The following is a 19363-nucleotide window of genomic DNA, read 5'->3' on the forward strand; positions in this document are numbered from 1 at the left end:
ACAAATTATCTCTCTGCTAGATATGAGGAATATGAAACCACCCTTCCCCAATCTATAGAATCAGTTAAATGATCTTTGGTAATACTGTAGTAGTAATTGTTATCTAGCTTTTGCGCATCAAATAAATAGTTAATCCACTCAGCTATTGGTTTTTTATATTCTTTTTCTGATAACAAGAATAATATTTTCTCTTTTTTTGTAACAGCGGCCATGGTCTGTTCGGGTAGCTCATATCCCCGCATTAAATCTAATTGATCTGACAGCTCTTTTACGTGTCTAAGGATAAGCCATGTAGGTTTGGCGTCTTTGTCAAGAAATAAAAAACTACCTGAGTTATCAACTAGATAATACTCAACAGCCTGTGCTTGTATTAGAACACTAGCAAATAATTTTTGATATAATTCATTATCAAATAAATTATTAATGGAGTTTTCATACGCATTAACTATATTTTTTGTTAACTCTCTGAAATAGCGCTGAGTTAGGTCATCCACAGCTAATGTAATTTCTGGATATAGATTTTCACTTGTCTTGAGTATAAATTTATCAATTAAACCGTGATTGAAAGCTTTTATCGCAGTATCTTTATCTGCTTCAGCCGTTAGCATAATTTTAAAGATTTTTTTCTCTTTAATTTTTTTGCAAAATTCAATTCCGTTAATACCGGGCATTTGATAGTCCACAACTAACAATGGTGCATTCTCAAACCTTGCTTTATGATAAAGCTGATTTAACATGTTACTAACATCAAAGCCAATAACTCGATCATTAGTAGTATCTAAATTCACATCATTCATTAATTTGAAAATTGATTGGGTGATATCTTGACAATCGTTATCAATAAGATGAAAAGCCATATCTGAGCTTGTAAGTGTTAGTATATTAAACTTTTGGCCAAATTCTAAATCTAACGCATCCAAAAATGCTCTGTTATCATCTAAAAAAATGACTTTTATCGGATGATAAAAACAGGTAGGTCTTGCATCAATAATAGTCATATAGTAATTCCTCTACGTTACAGCCACAATTGCATCACCCATGATAAGTTGCCAATATTTCAGACCTTTAATTATAATGTATTGCTGTTAAGAAAAAATAATTAACATGGATGTCGCCCTGTATAATAAATGATTCTTCAAGTTTTTTCCTCCCAAATTTTATATTTAATCACTTAAGTTATTGAGATTTATGTTTTTCCGATTAAGTTAGAATCCTTTCTTGTTAATCTTCTTCAATTTACTCTAGAATTTTCTTTCTCATAAATCTACACCATTCCACAACCGTTAATTAAAGAATTAATTATATTTTTATTATTTATAATCAATGAGTTAACGATATTATCCCCCGGGGACAATTTATTAAATCGATAATCCATAACAGTGGTCCCGTGAAATTTAAAGTGCCATTAAAACAGATCCAGGATTAAATTTAATAAAATTCAAACGGCCCAAAACAAAAAAATATCAAAGACAATTAAGAGCATCACAAACCCTTTAAAATTTAGCACACTAAAGCCTCACGTTACGATTGAACTGCTTTTTCTAGGATTAATGTAATAGCCATTGCTTCAACATTAAAAAGCCTGATTAAATTAGGAGAATAAATTTAGTAGAGAAATCCATCTATTCCATCAAAATAAAAGATTTAATATAATGCCCTGAGAGATATAGGACTATTGTTAAATAGGTTATTGAAAAATAACAAACGACACAACCATTTATCTTGATAATAAGCGCATAGCTATAAAAAAGATTTGTCCACTTAATCAAAAACACAAATCTCAGCCAAACAATATATTCTTCGCCATGGGTAAAGATAGATAAAACAGATAACTCTATACGAAGACTAATATTACCAACATATATTGCTTAACAATCAATATTCTAAATATGAATTAATCATATACACTGGCGCAGATGGGAAAACAGTTCTTTTATTTTTGACATTTAGCTTACTAAAGGAGCCGTCATTCATCAGATAATGAGATGCTCTATTTATAGAAAGTAATTTATTACAATTAAAAATGATATCTAAAACATGAAAATAACATTATCTTATATCCATTCTCGAATTTAGGATATTATCAAAATAAGTCAATAACTTACTCGTAAAAATGCAAAAAGTATAATTTAATGTAACTTTTGCATTTTTACTCTGTCTTCAAGATAAACACATCTATTTGATAGTTGGGCGGTTAGTATAAACGCGCACAAAACGCTGGAATAATTATTTTACAAAAATTCACAATGCGAGATACTAATCAAAATTTTAAAGGTACTAGAGTAAAAATCCAGTATCTGTCAGAAGTTTCCGACATTAGAAAATGTGGATAAAAGCTAAAAACACCCCATAAAGCTACACCATTACCATATACCTACACCATGACCTCCCATAAAGCCACACATGAAATTTTAAGTCCCATTAATCCCCATATTACTACACACAAAAACTCATAAACCTACACTATCAATCCCAAATAAATACACAATAGCTCTTATATAAATCATTTAAAATCATATGGTTATGATGTTTTTATTTGATGAACTTATGAATAGAAGAAAAAAGATATATATTTTCCTTTTTTTAGAATTAAGATGAATAGTACAAATTACCGCTTGCAAATTTGTTTCAATAAAGTTAGTCTAAAAAAATAGTACAAAGCACCTTATTGCAAAGGGGGATGGATGAAAGTAATTACAACAGCCGGAAACAAAGGAGGGATTGGCAAATCAACTATTGCTCTCACTCTTGCACAATATCTAGCTAAATGTAAAAACATGAAAGGGGCCTTTATCGATTTAGACCCACAAGGCAACTCTTCATCTAGCTTAATTCCGACTACAAGAGATCCAGCTCACCCAACTGGTTACATGCCTAAAGCACATCCAGAGTGGGATCCAAACAACTTACCAGAAGATGATCCTCATTGGGATGGAGTTAGTAGTATTGCAGATATATTCATAGGTAAATCTATTTATCCATATCCAACATGGGTTGACAATTTACATTGTTTTCCTTCTTTTGCTTCATTATTGGAAGATGCACAACGTGTTCTAAAAGTTGATGTAAAAGAAAAGGTTATAAATCGTCTTAAAGAATTTACCGAAATGCTATCAACCCACAGTGATTACCAATTTGTTATTATTGATACGAATCCACAGTTTGGCCCACTAACAATGGCAGGGTTGCGAGCAGCAACTCATGGACTATTGCCAACTGAACTTGAACAATATGGTATTAATGGAACCATAGGCATGATCCAAGCAATTTCACAAGAGCAACTTAGAAGAGTGAAAGACGATACTATTAAAATAGCGGGAATTTTACCTAACCAAGTTCGTAAAACAGCAGTACATACTAAGTTCCTTAATGATTTGCGTTCAATAGAAAAATCAGAAGAATGGTTATTACCTCCTATAGCCCAAAGAACCATTTATTCAGAATTGGTAGTAGAGGATGCAAAACCTAATTGTGTATTTAACTTACCACAAACACATCTCGCTAGAATTGAAAGTGAGAAATGGTGCTCTTATGTATATGACAGGGTATTTCATAATGTATACAACAAAATAGAAGAAAAGGAGGCTTCCTATGGTTAGTAAATTCAAACTGAATTCAGTTAAAACTGGAGAGACAAAGGATGCCATATCAAGAACACTGGCAATTGCCAATGATTATGCTGGGGAACTGTCAATAGAAGTATTGTCCTTAGATAAAATAGAACTTGATCCGGAAAACAATCGTGAACTAGCACTAACACTTCATGATGCAATAAATGGAATAGATCCCTCTGATCCTGAATATACAAAAAAGAAAAATGATTGGAAATCGCTTGAGTCATTAGCAAAAACTATACTAGATGATCAGTTAATTAACCCCATATTTGTATACAGATTTGGGAACAAATGTCGTTTAATCGCTGGTGAACGTAGAACCTTGGCCTCAGCGATTGCCGGTAAAAAGGAAATTATAGCAAGAATTGCAAGTCAACGACCTGTTGGTTCAAAGTTAAGAGTTCTACAGTGGATTGAGAATAATGAGCGTGTAGACTTATCTCTGGCTGAAAGAGTTGCGAGTATTGAGGCTATTGTTAAAGAGTATTTAAACGAAAATAAAGAAAAAAGTGATAGCGAGAAAATAACATCAAAAGTATTAAGTGATTTAACGGGAATGTCTATAACACAATCTCGAAGATATATTCTGATTTTGCAAGCTAGTCCAGAGATAAAGCAGGCGATTGCTGAAGGAAAAATAGAGAATGTAAAATTAATTGAATTAATTATTTCAGTTGAAAACGCAGAACATCAACAAGTTCTCTTAAAGGCAGCCATAGAAAATCTATCCTTTGATGCAATTGTAAAGCTAAAAAAAGAACTTGAATTTTCGTTAGTTACAAAAAAAGAAATAAGAGGACGTAAACAATTAAATGTTAGTTTAGGTAAGGTAAAACCCAATATTGCCAAAATTATCTTTGATGCCTTAGTTTCAAGCAACATTCTACACGAGAGCATCGTCGAGCAAATGAATATGTTAAGCAATAATGTCCAATGGAATAATGGTAAGTCAGTTGAGGAGTGCTTTAAAAAAATAATTCCTCTAATTGCTCAGGAAGTGTGATTAAAATGAATAAGCTGAAACTCAATAATAATGAAGACGATAAGAAAATTATTACATTTACTATTAATAAAGAAATTAAAGAGTCACTCAGAGAAATTCTGTTAAATTCTGAAAAATATAATTTAAAAAAGAAAACTGATTGGGTAAACGAAGCCATCATAATGTTAAAGGAAAATCCTGATTACAAAGAAATGGTACTCAATGCAGAAGGGAATAGTGAAAATTTCGTATTTGATAAAATTTATATGACATTTAAGCAACGATGTTTTTTTTCTGATATGAGAAATGAAGTTGTAAAGGAATATCCTGATATAAGAGGCCCTCAAACTGCCATAATACGCGCTGCTATTTTGAGTAGAATGATGAGGAAAAAATAAGAAAAAAGGCCAAACGGAATGGGTAATGTTCGCTGAAAAAACAATACGTAAACATGTAACAATTATTCATGCATACTCTTTAATGAGTGTATTGCAACGGAAAATTGTCAATGTGCTTTTGTATGAAGCAATAAAAGGAGATGGTCGCATAAATAACCATCAAAATTCGGTCGCTGTCGAATGTAATATGCCTTTTTCTAAGCTGTTAAAAGCAGTCAAGTTTAATAGTAATAATACCCAATATCTAAAAGAGTCCATTGATGGGTTGGCATCATTAAAAATAGAATGGAATTTATTGAAAGATAAGGTACCTACAGATATCTCGTTTTTAAATTTACGAGTTTTACATGGTGCGCCTACGTTCTATCAAGATAATACCATCAATTTTTCTTTTCATAAAATCATGCTTGATTTACTAGTTAATCCATCTATATACGGTACAATCGACGTTGATCTGCAATCTGAATTTGAATCGAAATATGGTCATGCTCTTTATGAAAATAGTACACGGTTTATTAACTTACAAAAAAATAAAATTATTTCATTAGATACATTTAGAAAAATTTTAGGAGTTCCTGAAGATAAATATCCAAGTATGCGGGAACTTACAAGAAATGTCATTTCGCCCTCATTAGAAGAGGTTAATGATCGAGCTAATTTTGCTGTTAGCTTGGATCCAATAAGAGTTGGTAGAAAAATTACTGGATTTGAGGTTCTAGTTAAGAACAAAAAAAATACAATAATATCAGAAGTCAGCTGTATTGATCGTGAAAATGAGCAGATACATAAAGAAATAAAATCAACTTTTGGCATATTAAATGAGTCAATATTAGAAAATATTATAAATAACTACTCAGAAGAGTATATTCAAGAGAAGATTAACTATACCAAGAAATATGCAAAAAAAGAGCGGACAGGTTTTTATCCTATCCCATATTTTATTAGCGCCTTAAAACACGATTATAAATTTAAGGAAGAACCTAAGCCAGAAGTTTCTCAAGAAAAAGCATCTAATGATGAAGCTGAGTGGGAAAAGAAATTATTCGCTTTACAGGCAGAACTCAATCATTGGGAAAAACTATCAGGATATACTAAAGCTGGAGATAACCAAGAGCATGTTAAAAACATGCAGAAATTTGTTCTAGAAGCCCAAGAAAAATTAAAGCAACATTATTTAGAGAAGCCAATTAAAATGGAGGCGGTTTAATATGAAATTTCCGGCCTTTGAACCAATCAATCTAAAGAATGAGCTCCAGTCCTTGGAAGCAATTGATCTGTGTTTATCAAAAATTTATCCAGATCAAAATCAGGCTAGAAAGTTTTTTAGCGATGCTTCACTAGAAGAATTGGCTTCATCAATTCGGCAGCATGGGATTATACAGCCTATTCTTGTCAAAGAAATAGATCATAATAGGAATGAATATCAAATTATTGCAGGTGAACGGCGTTGGCGCGCAGCTAAAATAGTTGGATTAGAAAAAATCCCTGCAATCATTAGAAAATACAATAAAGCAAATGGGATGGCAGTATCTTTAATTGAAAATATTCAAAGAGAAGATTTAAACCCATTGGAAGAAGCGCAAGCTATACAGCGATTAATAGAAGAGTGTTACATGACGCATGGTGAAGTTGCTGAAACTTTAGGTAGATCTCGAACAACGGTTACTAATCTTCTTAGATTGCTTACTCTCACAGATGAAGTAAAAGAAATGTTAAAAACGGGATTATTAGAAATGGGACATGCTAGAGCTTTATTAAGTTTGTCGAATGTACAACAAGTAGAAACAGCAAAAATAATTACTAGTAAGTCTTTATCTGTTAGGGAAACTGAAAAATTGGTTCAGCGCTTAAATAGGCCAGAAGATAAACAGGAGTTTTTTCTAAATCATCAATTTGAACAAAAAACGAAAGATTGGATGGCACAATTGTCGAAAAAACTTTCATCAAAAGTTAACATGCATTTTAATGATGGAGGAAAAGGTAGGGTGGTGATAAGTTTTGACTCTTTAGAGGAAGCAGATTGGTTAATGGCCCATCTTAAGGTGGAAGGGTAGGGCTATTTTTTATTCACAAAATTAGTGGATAACTATGTGGAAAAATTGGAAGTTGTTTGCCTTGAGCCTGTAGTTATAATTTTACTGGTATACCGGAAAAAAACGACCTCCAAATTTTACTTTCAAGAGACGATTGGACTACGTCGAATGGTAAAGTGTGGCAAAAGATCATCTTCTTTCTAATCACTATTAAAGCGTGCTTAAATCGATCTGATTATTTAATAACCACTTTTCTTTTAGAAATTAAAAAGTAAGTCAAGTTGGAATGCTGTTGTATGAGATAAGTTGTTGTGAACAGTCGTGGAGCAATTATTTTGACTCAATTCGGACCTTGGTTTTTTCTTCCTTTTGGTATTGGTTTTATTAGTATATTTTTGTGATATTAAAAGAAACAGCATATTGTGAAGGGAAAAAATATTTTCACTATACAAAGTTTTAAGTCGATAATTATGCTGATAACGGATTTTTATCATGCTTAAGAATTGAGCAAACGCATTTGTGTACGTTGAAAAAGCTAATGTTCTTCTTTGTCCCAACTTAGATTTTATTCTTCCATTAATGGCGGTGATTGTCCAATCATCCAGTAAATCTTTCTCTAGACGAAGCACATAATAGCGTTTGTCTTTCTCAAAGCGTGCCTCATGGTAGACTTCTTTGTAGGTAAAATCCAAATAGTGTAACCAGGGTAAAGTAATAAACCAGAGCGTCATTTAGAAAATAGCCAAATTAGCAATGCGTTTTAGGCGATCAGGATTGTCTTCAACATAAATTGCGGTAGTCACAATGTTAGCATGACCTGCAAGACGTGAGACTGCTTTAATATCCGCGCCTTGTTCAATTAATCGGGTAATGAAAGTACGTCGACCAGAATGGGAGCTTGCCCCAATGATTCCTGCTTTATCATAAAGTGACTTGAACCATTTTTGCAAACTATTGGGTGTAAAGCGACTTTTACGTTGGGTCTGAAATAAGGGTTTGTCTCGTGCAACATGTTTTAGGGTATCGAGATGTGCTTGGAGTGCTTTGCGGATTTTTTCATTGGCAAGATAAGCGTAACGTTGCTTTTCACCTTTGGTCATTGAGCGCTTCAAACAAATCTCTTCAAGTAATTGATAGTTGTAATCGGCTACATCTGCAATAGTGAGAGAGGCGATTTCTTTCACTCGCAATCCAAGACCAAAAGAACAATACACAAGGGCGCTATTTCTTATAGCGAATTGCCCATCTTTGGCAACAATAAGCAGTCGCTTAAACTCCGCTTCACTTAAGACTCTGGCCTTTCCTTCTTTTGGCATAAAAGACTCAATATTTTCCTGTTATAATGGTATTCTAAATAAATCAGGCTGTCTTGGCAAAAGCAAAAATAAAATTGTGGTTTATAGTAGAACTTTAGTATGAATACACTCATCGATGCAGCAATAAAATATCTTTCGAATCATTATTGCAGTGAAATAGAACTCATAAGGCAATTGGAGAGGGATTTTTCGCATGTGCCCGAGTTAGATGCTCAGATTCATGCAACCCTAGCTCGCCTTCGGGAATTACATTTAATTAATGATAATCGTTTGGCTGAATCATTAAGTGCCCGTTATATCCATAAAGGAAACCGTTTTATTCAAGAAATATTAAAACAGAAGGGCGTTAAAGAAGAAGTGATTGAGCAAGTCTTAGAACATATTGAACTGGAAGATGTTCGCGCCCTGGATGAAGCTCGGAAAAAAATGCGTGGATTTAAGAATGAGACAGATGAGGCAATAAATACAAAATTGGCTCGTTTCTTAAGTGGTCGAGGTTTTTCTCATGCCACGATAAAAACTGTACTTAAACAGTTAAGTGAAGAACAGACTACTTAACGTTTTAGATAGTGTAGCGGATGAATACAACAATCATTTGCATCTATAAGAAAAGAAAACTGTAAATTAAACTCTGAATGAAATGATAAAGTTACAACGTATCATGATTATTGGTAGACCAGGAAGTGGCAAGTCCACTTTTTCTGTTATGTTGCAAAAGAGTCTAAATATTCCATTGTTCCATTTAGATAAATATTTTTTTATTGCCGATTGGGTGCCACGAGAATATGAGAATTTTTTGTCACTCCAAAAAGAATTAGCTGCTAAGCCTTGCTGGATTATTGATGGTAATTCCAGCAAATCATTTGAGATACGTTATCGCGAAGCCGATATGTGCTTGTACTTTAATTTACCCAAGTGGCTATGTTATTGGCGGGTATTTAAGCGCTTGTTTTATAAGGCTTCAGAAATTGATGATAGAGCCGCTGGTTGCAATGAAACGGTCCGATGGTCGCTATTAAGTTATATGTGGAACTATGAACAACGGATTAACCCTTTATTAAATGTCTTAAAGAACCAATATCCAAAAGTGAAATTCATTGAACTCCGTAGCCCATATGATGTGGCGCACTTGATGCGTGTGCTTAAACATAAAGAAGAGTAAAGTATTGTGACAGGATTTTAATAAATGATGCCGACGAATATGATAATACTCTTGATGGGTATTGCAGGTACCGGTAAAAAAACCATAGGCGAGGCAATTACAACGCTGGCCCCTCAGTTTCGATTAGCGCATCACCATGCTTGGATCGATCCGGTTCTAAAACTTTTAGGTAACGATGCTCAAGTATTTTGGTCTCTTGATGATAAAGGATGGGCAGCGCTTAACAAAGCTCGTGATGTGATTTTTGATACGATGACTGCGGTTTGCTCTAAAGAAGCGAGCTTTGTTATTACCTATGAGCTCTTAGCGAATAATTCTTGGCATCAGGAATTTTTTAATCAAGTACAAACCGTTGCTCAAAAACGGGGAGCTGTGTTTGTTCCTATCCGACTGATTTGTAATGGTGCAGAGCTTGTTAAACGCTTAAAAGACTCAGATAGAAAAGGCTATTTTAAAACACAAGATGAGGCGCTTATTACAAAAAGATTGTTTGAAGAAGACGTTTATTTTAGCAAAGAGCCGTATGAAATGACTCTAGATGTGAGCCTCCTTTCAGCAGAGGAGTCAGCGCGTTGTATTTTGGATTGGACTTCCTTAGTTTATGGGAGTAAAAATCAGAATCTGGAATTTAAACCATTGAGTCAAAAAGATTTGAACTTAATGACCCAATGGTTTGCAGAGCCTACAGTGAAACAAGGGTATGCACGAAATCAACAGTTTTCTTTGGAAGATATTAGGGCAAAGTACTTACCCCGCATTGAAGGCATGGATCCAGTCCCGAGTTTTATTATTTATTTGGATCAAAAACCAATTGGTTTTATTCAATATTACTGTCTTGCCGACCATTTACCCGAAGGAATTTCAGGACATAATGCTTCCTTGTTTGACAAGGCTACACCTGAACAATTGGCTGGTATCGACCTTTTTATTGCAGAGCCATCGTGTCGTGGAGTAGGGTTGGGTAGACAAATTATAAGGCATTTTATTGCAAAACAACTCTACAGATTTAAAGCCGTTGTCGTTGATCCTCAAATTGGAAACGAACAAGCCATAGCGTGCTATCAAAAGGCTGGTTTTGTTCCCACGCAATACAGTGAAGATCCCAATTACCTACTCATGATAAACATGCTTACTTATAGAGGGTCCCATGAATATTCTTGAAACTCCCCGTCTGATTTTACGAACATGGCAGGAAGCTGATCTTGATCCTATGGCACTTATTGATCAAGACAAAAAAGTATGCCAATTTTTACCAGGAATAGGGAGTAAGAGTGCTACAAAAGCAGGCATTGAGCGGATTATTGCACATTATAAAGAGAAGGGATTTTCTTTGTATGCTGTTGAACTGAAAAGTACAGGGGAAATGATAGGATTTTTAGGGTTAATGACCCCTTCTTTTGAAGCGGACTTTACTCCCTCTGTTGAAATCGGCTGGAGACTTTCCTCAACACATTGGAATCAGGGTTATGCTACGGAAGGAGCAAAAGCAGTTTTGCATTATGCCTTTACCTCTTTAAATATTCCCGAAGTAGTTTCATTTACAACAGTGAATAATCTAGCTTCAAGACGTGTTATGGAAAAAATTGGTTTACATCACAATACCAAGGATGATTTTGACCATCCCAAATTGGAGCCTAATAGTCCCTTGAGACGACATGTGCTTTATCGATTATCCAGGGCTGATTATCTAAACAACAAAGGTATTCAAGCATGATTTGGGAGATCACGTTAAAAAAAATTACGGATACAACAGCGAACCATGCGGCGCAAAAATGGGTAAAAAACCCTACCCATCTTAAGCTTATCAATAATCAAATTAACTGTGTTTATCGATTTGAATCTAATGGACAAGGATTTTACCTACGCATGACGCATGAAAAAATACGAAAAGCTCGCGAACTTTTGAGTGCCATTGATTTTCAGAAGTATTTATTTTTGTGTGGTACGCCTATTTGTGAACCGGTGGTATCTCAAGAAGGAAATGATGTTGAAACTGTGCACCAAGAGGATTTGGAATTTTTTGTTCATGTTTGCCGGGAGGTACCAGGGCAAATCATGCATTTTGATTATTCAGATAAAAAAGCTTATCTAACATGGGGAAGGGCTCTAGGGCTATTGCATCAAGCCTCGCAAAGTTATGTTGCAGAGAAACATCACTTTTTAACTTGGGAAGATTTGTGGCGTGAGACTTTGGATTATGCGCGTCAAGAAGAGTCCTTGATTCAGGATTTATATGAAACGATTACGACACGCTTCAAAACTTTTTCAATCGACTCATCTAATTTTGGCCTAACCCATGGGGACCATCGTCCTGGAAATGTGCTTTATGATGGTGAGAGCGTTCATCTGATTGATTTTGATGAGCCAGTATATCATTGGTATCTTGCCGATATTGCCAAACCTTTTTTGGACTTATGCAATAAACCATGGCCTCTCTGGCAACCACTGTTTGAATGGTTTATAGAAGGATATAGGCAAATCCGGCCATTGAGCTCAGAAGAATTAAAAGAAGTGAATCATTTTTCGCAAATGAAAAGCTTAGATATCTACCTCTGGTGTAAATACAACTGGTTTGAAGAAACAGCTCCAGGAGGAAAGCCAGGGGATGAATGGCTTCATGACTTAAAAACTATGGCATTAACCCCTTTGTTTTATGTGCCATAACCGATTAAGGGAACTCCTATTGAGGTGGGTAATGAATAATATCATGGATGCGCGATAGCTCATTGGTTGGATTTCGGTAGCCATGCGGTTGATTGGCATTAAAACGCAGTCCTTCTCCTTTGGAAAGTGATTTCCAGAACCTACCTAACAAAATTTCAATGGTTCCATCCACAACAATGACATGCTCAATGACTCCATGTTTATGAGGAGGTGAAAGATGTTCGCATCCGGGCAATAACTCAATAACAAACAATTCAAAATGTAGCTGTTCATCAAAAGGAAACAGAGGAAGTACTCGTATTTTTTCATCATCTGGATGCAAAGTTTCAGCATGCCCTGTTCTATAAATAGGATTGGTTGAATCATCCAGACTGTCTTCAATAAACGATGAAAAGGAGGTTTGAAAGCCGCTCGCAATTTTCCATAGGGTAGAAATCGTTGGGCTTGACTCTTCGCGTTCAATTTGCCCAAGCATCGCTTTAGAAACGCCCGTTTCAAGCGCTGTTTTATCTAAGCTCCAACCTCGATCTTGTCTTAATGATTTTAGTATTTTTGCAATGCGGTTTGAAATTTCTTGCATTATGTCCCTTATTAAAAAAAGCTTGTGCGTTTTAGCGCACAAGTATATACTGGTTTATTATGCGTTATAACGCACGAATTGTGAAGTAGATTGTGGAGGATTGTATGGTTGAACACCCTTTTAAAAACAAACTGGTTGCAGTGCTTAACAAACGTATCGAGCCTGGCAAAGTAATGAATGCACTTGCTCATATGTGTATTGGTTTAGGCGCTGTGATTGGTACAGAAGAACTGCGTTTAACCGATTATCGAGATGCAGACGGAGGCTCTCACCCGTATATTTCAGAAATCCCTTTTATAATTCTTTGTGAGAATTCCAACAAAATTAGAACATTACGCCAGAATGCTTTAGCAAAAAATGTTCTCTTTAATGATTTTACCGATACGATGACTGTTGGGTCCTATCAAGAGCAAATTGAAAGAACGGCACAGGTTAAAGAGAACGATCTGATTTATTATGGCATTGTCTTGTTTGGGGATTGGGACGTAGTGACAGAGCTCACTAGAAAGTGTTCTTTGTGGCGATGATGGGATGGTGATAAGCGATGAATAAAGAGAAAAAGTTAAGTAAACGCGCGCAAATCATACAAGATTTTTTATCTCAAAAAGGGATATCGTGTGAGGTCAAAGAACTTGATTCGAGCACTCGCACGGCAAAAGATGCTGCTGATACTTTAAGATGTGGTGTTGCTCAAATTGTGAAGTCATTACTATTTTGCACAGAAAAAACCAACAAGCCAGTATTAGTATTAGCAAGTGGTGTTAATCGTGTGAATGAGAGCTTGATTGTTAGTCTCATCAATGAACCTATTGGGAAAGCTGATGCAGATTTTACACGAGAAATCACTGGTTTTGCGATTGGTGGAGTTCCTCCCGTTGGCCATAAAAACGTTATTGATACGGTTCTTATTGATGAAGATTTGTTATGCCATGAAGTTCTTTGGGCTGCAGCAGGAACGCCCAATGCAGTGTTTTCATTATCTCCTGAAACATTGAAACAGCTAACAAATGGGATGGTGGTAAAGATTAGAGAGTAAGTCATGCAAAAAATATTCTGGGATAATCCCTATCAACGCCAATTAATGACTAAAGTGGTGTCAGTCAATGAGAATCGACTACTTTTTGCAGAGACTATTGGTTTTTCGTTTTCCGGTGGTCAGGAAAGTGATACAGTCCGCGTGAACGGCCTGATAGTCACTCATTCTGAAATAGAAGATCACTTGATTTATTATACATTACCTGCGGAGCATGGACTTTCTAAAGGCGATGTTGTCCTTATGGAAATTGACTTTGTTCGTCGTTATAAATTGATGCGCCTTCATTTTGCTGCTGAATTAATCTTAGAGCTTGTCCAAAGAATGCTGCCCGTTGAAAAAATAGGTGCTCATATTGCTGAGCATAAGGCTAGAATTGATTTTAGCTATCAGCACAATATTTCGGATATCTTTGACTCTCTTTTGTTTGAATACAATCAAATTATTGCAAAAGATATGCTTATTCACACTGGATTTTCTGATGAGAAGAGTCAAATGCGTTATTGGGAAATCGAAGGATTTTCTAAGGTTTCTTGTGGTGGAACACATGTAAAATCAACCGCTGAAGTGGGTTATATTACGTTAAAAAGGTCGAATGTGGGTAAAGGTAAAGAACGAATTGAAATTTATCTGGTACAATAAATTCAGCTTAAACATAAAGTGTCTTAATCAAAAAAGTAGCTTAATACTACGGGAGTTATGAGTGAATGCAGAAGAAATTACAGTTTTAAATGATTTAAAAAACGATATAAATCAATTGCTGGGATTTCATGAAGAAACACCAAGGATTAATTATGGTCCTTGTGGCGCGTTTGCTAAATTATTTTTTGATGCTTGGAATGACCGCTTTCAGGATAAAGTGCATATTGTTTTTGTGATGATGAAATCCCATGAAGAGTGCTGGCACATTGCATTGCGCATGCCTTCAGGAGAACTTTATGATGGAGGAGTTGGCCTTCATTGTGAAGAAACTTATGGAGAAGATTACTTGTTTGAAGACATGATCGAATATGATCATGAACGTTTGGAAAAATGGTCTTATGGTCTTGAACGTGATTATCCACGTTTTTGTCCTGATTTTAATAAACAAGTGGTGAATTCATTGATTATTCATCATCTAGATCGATTGCGATCTCAAGAAAGTTGACTTAATGCGTTATTTACCTCAATAAGCAATTCAAAAATTAAGTAAAGAGCATTACTCAAAACCGCGTTTTGTTTTTTTGGACTGGCTCTGTTTCTCGATGGTGAATAACACAAGCCCAGATATTTGATGAGGATATCGCTATGAAACAAGAACACCAACTGATTTATGAGCTAGAGACTTCTCTTTTAAATCCGAAAACGAGAAAATCGATTACCCAACTGAAGCTACTGATTGCTGATAAATTTATCGAGTATGGGGCCTCTGGTTCAATTTACAATAAGAACGACCTACTTGATTCTCTTCCAGAAGAAGAGTCACGAAGTTATATGGTTAATGACTTTTCAGTATTAGAGGTGTCGCCCGAAGTCATGTTGGCAACTTATAAGGTTACTGTTGCCTCAAAAAGTTCCTTACGTTCTTCGCTCTGGCAATACAAACACAACCGTTGGCAAATGGTGTTTCATCAAGGCACGCCTTGCCAAGAGGAATAATTCATTTTTACAGGTATTAAGATGATAACGATAGCCTATCTAAAACATCACTCCGATTGCATTCCAGAGCTTGCTAAGATTTGGCATGAAGTATTAGGAAAAATTTGGGTTCCTGATGTGCCCACTTCGCGTGTAGAAGAAAATTTACGAAATCATTTAAACATCGAGCAGTTACCGCTCACTGTTGTTGCTTTTGATGAAGATAAACCTGTTGGGATGTGCTCTTTACGCGTGAATGATGGGATCCGTCCTGAACTAACTCCCTGGCTAGGCTCGTTAGTGGTAGCGCCAGGCCATCAAAAACAAGGTATTGCAAGACAGCTTATTCTTCGAGTAAAAGAAGAAGCCCAAACATTAGGGTTTAAAAATCTTTATCTTTTTGCTTTTGATCCTACCATTCCAGAATATTACAGTCGTCTTGGTTGGCGCACGATTGGCATGGATGAATTTAAAGGACATCCTGTCACCGTCATGGAGATAATATTGTGAAGATTAGACAATTGTTTGATGCGGATTGGAATATATGGAAAGAAATACGTTTAGAGGCTCTGGCCAACTCACCAGAAAGCTTTGGCTCTTCTTATGACGAGGAAGCGTTAATGTCCGATACTGATTTTCAAAATGGATTAAGTAAAGGATACGTATTAGGTGCCTTTGTTGATGATTTATTAGTGTCTTGTGCTGGATTCTATAAGCTTAATTCACTTAAAACCAAACACCGTGGTGTACTTTGGGGTATGTATACTCGTCTTGAATACAGAGGGAAAGGTATTGCAACAGCATTAATTCAGACCCTGATACAACATGCAAAAACCTGCGTTACTCAATTGCACTTAACCTGTGTTACGAGCAATTTTGTGGCCCGCGCTTTTTATCAAAAGCAAGGGTTTCGAATTTATGGTACTGAACCTAAAGCACTTAAAATTAATGATACCTTCTATGATGAATATTTAATGGTATTGGATTTTAAAGAGGAACCCATGAAAAAACTAGATACCTATCAGAGCCTGTGTACTGAAGTATATGATTTAAGTAAACCCAATGTGCCACAAGATGCGTACTCTTTTTACCGAAGCTATGCTGTAGAGGCTAAAGGCACCATTTTAGAGCCTATGTGTGGTACGGGTCGATTTTTATTGCCTTTGGCTGAAGAAGGATTTGATGTTCAGGGCTTTGATGCAAGTCAACCGATGCTTGAGCGACTGCATGCAAAAGCAAGGAGCAAAAATCTTAATCCAAAAGTCTGGTATGGTTTTATTGAAGATTTAAATCAATCTGAGAAGTACTCTTTGATTTTTATACCCAGTGGTTCATTTTGTCTCATTACTGAAAAGGCGGATATCCAAAAAGCCTTAAAAATCATTTATGAGCACCTAGAAGATAAAGGACTTTTTGTATTTGAAGTAGAAACACGCTATGCAGTTCCTAATGAATTAGGTATATGGAGAGGCTCAAGATGGCCCAAAGAAGATGGAACTCTCATCGTATTAAGTCAATTAGCCATGCTCAATGAAGAGGTTTGTTACTCTATCGGCAAATACGAGTTGATTGAAAACAACCGTGTGATTCAAACAGAGGTAGAGGAATATAAAATTCGCATTTATCAAAACTCTTCTTTCTTGCACAATTTGCTTACTGAGGTTGGTTTTAGCAATGTACGGATGGTTAAAGGATTTGACCGAAACGCGCCACCTGATGAAAAAGACGAAAGTATTGTTTTTGAATGCAGAAAATAATTGAGGTAATAAATGAAGATTCTATGTCCAGCACCACTGCAAAAAGGAGATATCGTAGGGCTTATTTCACCGTCGAGCCCTATTATGGAACAGGATATAGAAGCGGGAGTTCATTTATTAAAGTTGAATGGATTTAAGGTAAAGTATGCAAAGCATATGTTTGCATCAGAACGATTTTTAGCGGGAAAAGACAGTGAACGTGCCAATGATGTGATGGATTTCTTTAAAGATTCTGAAGTGAAAGCAATTATTGCAACCCGAGGCGGACAAGGTTCACAACGTATTTTACCTTTTTTAGACTATGAATTAATTAAGAGAAACCCAAAACAATTATTCGGGTTTAGTGATACCACCGCGTTGCAATTAGGCCTATTTAAAAACAGTGGCTTAGTAAGTTATACAGGATTTACTTTGACTATTCATTTGAGTACCCAGGTTAAAAAAACATTACTTTCTTCTTTATTAGGCCAAGAATACATAATTTCCAAAGGAATAAAGGTTCATGCAGGTGTTAGTCGAGGCCCTTTACTTGGTGGAAATTTAACTCTGATGACTAATTTAATGGGCACACCTTATCTGCCTAGTTTTAAAGAAAGTATTTTGTTGGTAGAAGACGTTGGTGTCGAGCCCTATAATATTGATGGCATGCTCTCCCAACTAGATTTAGCAGGAATTTTTGATGAAGTTTCTGGCGTTATTTTTGGTACATTTGAACACTGTAAAAGTAAGAACTCGCATCAGCATGATGGTACGGTAGAAGATGTAATCAATGAATGGGCTTCAAAATTAAAAGTACCTTGCATTAAAGAGTTTCCCTATGGGCACGGTAAGCAAAATTGCATTCTTCCAATTGGCAAAGTGGTTACTTTAGATGCAGATAATGCTTGCGTTACAATTCAAATTTAAAAAAAGAAATAACCACTACTGATGAGAACATTGTTTTAATAGAGGCATAAATGAATACACAAGAAATACCCAAAGAGTATCAACATATCTCTCCAGCAGGTGCTGAAGTTCGATTGCTGATGAATAATCATTTAGGTGGAATGGCTCACTGTACTTTGAAAGCAGGAACAATTTCCAAAGCAGTTCGTCATAAAACTGTATCTGAATTTTGGCATGTCCTTTCTGGTGACGGTGCAATTTGGCGTAAATTGAACGATGAAGAGAGTATTACGCCTTTAACACCTGGAGTCAGCATCGATATTCCCTTGGGAACACATTTTCAATATCGAAGTGATGCAGCAGATTTAGTGTTTATTTGCGTTACTATGCCACCTTGGTCAGGCAGTGATGAGGCAAGTTATGTGGAGCATGGTGCCTGGTCTCCTACAGTGGGATAAATTAAATGACTTTAAAGTTATCGTTTTTAGAAAATCCAAACCCTGATGATGTTCAAATATTAACAAATGGGATTAAGGCGTATGCCAAACAACAAAGAGGCTTCGAATCTTTAGATTTCTTTGCATGCTTTATTCGTGATGCAGACAATAGCATTGTGGGTGGTTGTAGTGGCGGAACACTCTATGGAGGTCTTCATGTCGATAATCTTTGGGTGAGTGAATCCATCAGACATCAAGGATGGGGAACAAAACTCATGCAAAAGGCATTGAAGTATGGTAGTGAGAAAGGCTGCGCTTTTGCAACAGTTAACACTATGGATTGGGAGGCAATAGAATTTTATAAAAAATTAGGGTTCAAACTTGAATTTGAGCGGCATGGATTTCAAAAAAATTCTATTTTTTATTTTTTGCGTAAAGAATTTCAAGAAACAACAGACATCGGGCTCTTAAATGGTGATTCAGTCTCCGGCTTAAGTCAAAGCCTAAAATCGCATGTATTAGAATCTGTAGTGAGAGAAGAGGCTGTCTCAATAAACAATGCACTCCATTTTAAATGGGGACAAGGTTGCGATGGATGGTGGTTAAAAAATGAGGGGCAGTTTAGTGTTATTTATGAAACGATGCCTGCTGGAAGTTGTGAGATAAAGCATTATCATCAGAAAACAGAACAATTTTTTTATTGTTTACAAGGACAATTGGTTATTGAGTTTGAAAATTATGAACAGGTGTTGCAGGAACAGGAAGGAATAACTATTAAAGCATGGGCAGCTCATAAAGTGAAAAACAGTTCCGGAAATTTGGTTTCTTTTTTGGTGATTTCATCTCCTAATCTATCCGGGGATAGAGTGAATCTGGAGTCCTAAA

At 35.8% G+C, this 19363-nt stretch carries 24 protein-coding genes and 1 pseudogene; 21 read left to right on the forward strand and 4 right to left on the reverse strand.

Translation table 11 applies throughout. The features are described 5' to 3' along the window. Window positions 1-5: 5 nt before the first annotated feature. Window positions 6-998, reverse strand: coding sequence for a response regulator (locus Lpar_RS00340; protein WP_014845164.1), 993 nt, complete (start codon window positions 996-998; stop codon window positions 6-8). 1686 nt (window positions 999-2684) lie between these two features. Between Lpar_RS00340 and Lpar_RS00345 the strand changes: the two genes are divergently transcribed. The 5 genes from Lpar_RS00345 to Lpar_RS00365 are packed head-to-tail and all read left to right on the forward strand — an operon-like array spanning window position 2685 to window position 7048. After that, window positions 2685-3599: a ParA family protein gene (locus tag Lpar_RS00345; protein WP_010655313.1), complete on the forward strand. Its 915-nt coding sequence runs from the start codon at window positions 2685-2687 to the stop codon at window positions 3597-3599. Beyond that, window positions 3592-4617 carry a ParB/RepB/Spo0J family partition protein gene (locus Lpar_RS00350; protein ID WP_014845018.1) on the forward strand — a complete coding sequence of 342 codons (1026 nt, stop codon included), beginning with the start codon at window positions 3592-3594 and terminating at the stop codon, window positions 4615-4617. The genes Lpar_RS00345 and Lpar_RS00350 overlap by 8 nt, the downstream gene beginning before the upstream one ends. Before the next feature lie 5 nt (window positions 4618-4622). Further along, the gene (locus Lpar_RS00355; RefSeq protein ID WP_010655311.1) at window positions 4623-4994 is read left to right on the forward strand and encodes a hypothetical protein; all 372 of its coding nucleotides are present in this window, start codon (window positions 4623-4625) and stop codon (window positions 4992-4994) included. Between the two features lie 25 nt (window positions 4995-5019). Next, window positions 5020-6201 (forward strand): replication initiation protein, encoded by a 1182-nt coding sequence (locus tag Lpar_RS00360; protein ID WP_014845020.1) that lies wholly within the window; start codon window positions 5020-5022, stop codon window positions 6199-6201. Between the two features lies 1 nt (window position 6202). Then, on the forward strand, window positions 6203-7048 hold the full coding sequence (locus tag Lpar_RS00365; protein WP_014845021.1) for a ParB/RepB/Spo0J family partition protein: 846 nt from the start codon (window positions 6203-6205) through the stop codon (window positions 7046-7048). Between the two features lie 236 nt (window positions 7049-7284). Here the strand turns inward: Lpar_RS00365 and Lpar_RS00370 are convergent, their stop codons facing one another. Next, window positions 7285-7758: a hypothetical protein gene (locus Lpar_RS00370; protein WP_014845022.1), complete on the reverse strand. Its 474-nt coding sequence runs from the start codon at window positions 7756-7758 to the stop codon at window positions 7285-7287. Then, window positions 7759-8343, reverse strand: a complete 585-nt coding sequence (locus Lpar_RS00375) for a tyrosine-type recombinase/integrase (RefSeq protein WP_014845023.1) — start codon at window positions 8341-8343, stop codon at window positions 7759-7761. A 99-nt stretch (window positions 8344-8442) separates the two neighbouring features. On the opposite strand from Lpar_RS00375, the gene Lpar_RS00380 reads away from it, so the two are divergent. The 5 genes from Lpar_RS00380 (at window position 8443) to Lpar_RS00400 (ending at window position 12169) form a co-directional block, all read left to right on the forward strand. Further along, a complete protein-coding gene (locus Lpar_RS00380; protein WP_014845024.1) occupies window positions 8443-8901 on the forward strand; it encodes a regulatory protein RecX in 459 nt (152 codons plus the stop codon). A gap of 82 nt (window positions 8902-8983) precedes the next feature. Then, a complete protein-coding gene (locus tag Lpar_RS00385) occupies window positions 8984-9505 on the forward strand; it encodes a P-loop NTPase family protein (RefSeq protein WP_014845025.1) in 522 nt (173 codons plus the stop codon). Window positions 9506-9529: 24 nt separating this feature from the next. After that, window positions 9530-10666, forward strand: coding sequence for a GNAT family N-acetyltransferase (locus Lpar_RS18335; protein WP_014845026.1), 1137 nt, complete (start codon window positions 9530-9532; stop codon window positions 10664-10666). Further along, window positions 10653-11219 carry a GNAT family N-acetyltransferase gene (locus Lpar_RS00395; RefSeq protein WP_014845027.1) on the forward strand — a complete coding sequence of 189 codons (567 nt, stop codon included), beginning with the start codon at window positions 10653-10655 and terminating at the stop codon, window positions 11217-11219. The genes Lpar_RS18335 and Lpar_RS00395 overlap by 14 nt, the downstream gene beginning before the upstream one ends. After that, window positions 11216-12169 carry a phosphotransferase enzyme family protein gene (locus Lpar_RS00400; protein ID WP_014845028.1) on the forward strand — a complete coding sequence of 318 codons (954 nt, stop codon included), beginning with the start codon at window positions 11216-11218 and terminating at the stop codon, window positions 12167-12169. The genes Lpar_RS00395 and Lpar_RS00400 overlap by 4 nt, the downstream gene beginning before the upstream one ends. A gap of 16 nt (window positions 12170-12185) precedes the next feature. Here Lpar_RS00400 and Lpar_RS00405 read toward each other — a convergent pair whose 3' ends face one another. Then, window positions 12186-12749 (reverse strand): helix-turn-helix domain-containing protein, encoded by a 564-nt coding sequence (locus tag Lpar_RS00405; protein ID WP_014845029.1) that lies wholly within the window; start codon window positions 12747-12749, stop codon window positions 12186-12188. Between the two features lie 104 nt (window positions 12750-12853). Here Lpar_RS00405 and Lpar_RS00410 point away from each other — a divergent pair, with 104 nt between their 5' ends. From Lpar_RS00410 to Lpar_RS00455, 11 genes and pseudogenes are all read left to right on the forward strand, one after another. Continuing rightward, window positions 12854-13276 carry a DUF2000 domain-containing protein gene (locus Lpar_RS00410; RefSeq protein WP_014845030.1) on the forward strand — a complete coding sequence of 141 codons (423 nt, stop codon included), beginning with the start codon at window positions 12854-12856 and terminating at the stop codon, window positions 13274-13276. A 17-nt stretch (window positions 13277-13293) separates the two neighbouring features. After that, the gene (locus Lpar_RS00415) at window positions 13294-13785 is read left to right on the forward strand and encodes a YbaK/EbsC family protein (protein ID WP_014845031.1); all 492 of its coding nucleotides are present in this window, start codon (window positions 13294-13296) and stop codon (window positions 13783-13785) included. 3 nt (window positions 13786-13788) lie between these two features. Next, window positions 13789-14424: an alanyl-tRNA editing protein gene (locus tag Lpar_RS00420; protein WP_014845032.1), complete on the forward strand. Its 636-nt coding sequence runs from the start codon at window positions 13789-13791 to the stop codon at window positions 14422-14424. Between the two features lie 61 nt (window positions 14425-14485). Further along, entirely contained in the window at window positions 14486-14929 is a 444-nt protein-coding gene (locus Lpar_RS00425; RefSeq protein ID WP_014845033.1) for a hypothetical protein, read from the forward strand. 140 nt (window positions 14930-15069) lie between these two features. After that, a complete protein-coding gene (locus Lpar_RS00430) occupies window positions 15070-15420 on the forward strand; it encodes a nuclear transport factor 2 family protein (protein ID WP_014845034.1) in 351 nt (116 codons plus the stop codon). Window positions 15421-15441: 21 nt separating this feature from the next. Continuing rightward, window positions 15442-15909 carry a GNAT family N-acetyltransferase gene (locus tag Lpar_RS00435; RefSeq protein ID WP_014845035.1) on the forward strand — a complete coding sequence of 156 codons (468 nt, stop codon included), beginning with the start codon at window positions 15442-15444 and terminating at the stop codon, window positions 15907-15909. Next, a pseudogene (locus Lpar_RS19270) lies at window positions 15906-16358 on the forward strand (N-acetyltransferase family protein); the annotation flags it as partial. The gene Lpar_RS00435 and the pseudogene Lpar_RS19270, both read left to right, overlap by 4 nt. 42 nt (window positions 16359-16400) lie before the next feature. Next, window positions 16401-17156, forward strand: a complete 756-nt coding sequence (locus tag Lpar_RS19275; protein ID WP_029489094.1) for a class I SAM-dependent DNA methyltransferase — start codon at window positions 16401-16403, stop codon at window positions 17154-17156. A gap of 12 nt (window positions 17157-17168) precedes the next feature. After that, complete coding sequence (locus Lpar_RS00445; protein WP_014845037.1) at window positions 17169-18062, forward strand: S66 peptidase family protein; 894 nt, start codon at window positions 17169-17171, stop codon at window positions 18060-18062. Window positions 18063-18112: 50 nt separating this feature from the next. Further along, on the forward strand, window positions 18113-18499 hold the full coding sequence (locus Lpar_RS00450) for a cupin domain-containing protein (protein WP_014845038.1): 387 nt from the start codon (window positions 18113-18115) through the stop codon (window positions 18497-18499). Between the two features lie 5 nt (window positions 18500-18504). Then, window positions 18505-19362: a GNAT family N-acetyltransferase gene (locus Lpar_RS00455; protein ID WP_014845039.1), complete on the forward strand. Its 858-nt coding sequence runs from the start codon at window positions 18505-18507 to the stop codon at window positions 19360-19362. Window position 19363 lies beyond the last annotated feature (1 nt).

This window comes from Legionella parisiensis (assembly GCF_001467945.1).
Classification (GTDB): Bacteria; Pseudomonadota; Gammaproteobacteria; order Legionellales; family Legionellaceae; genus Legionella; species Legionella parisiensis.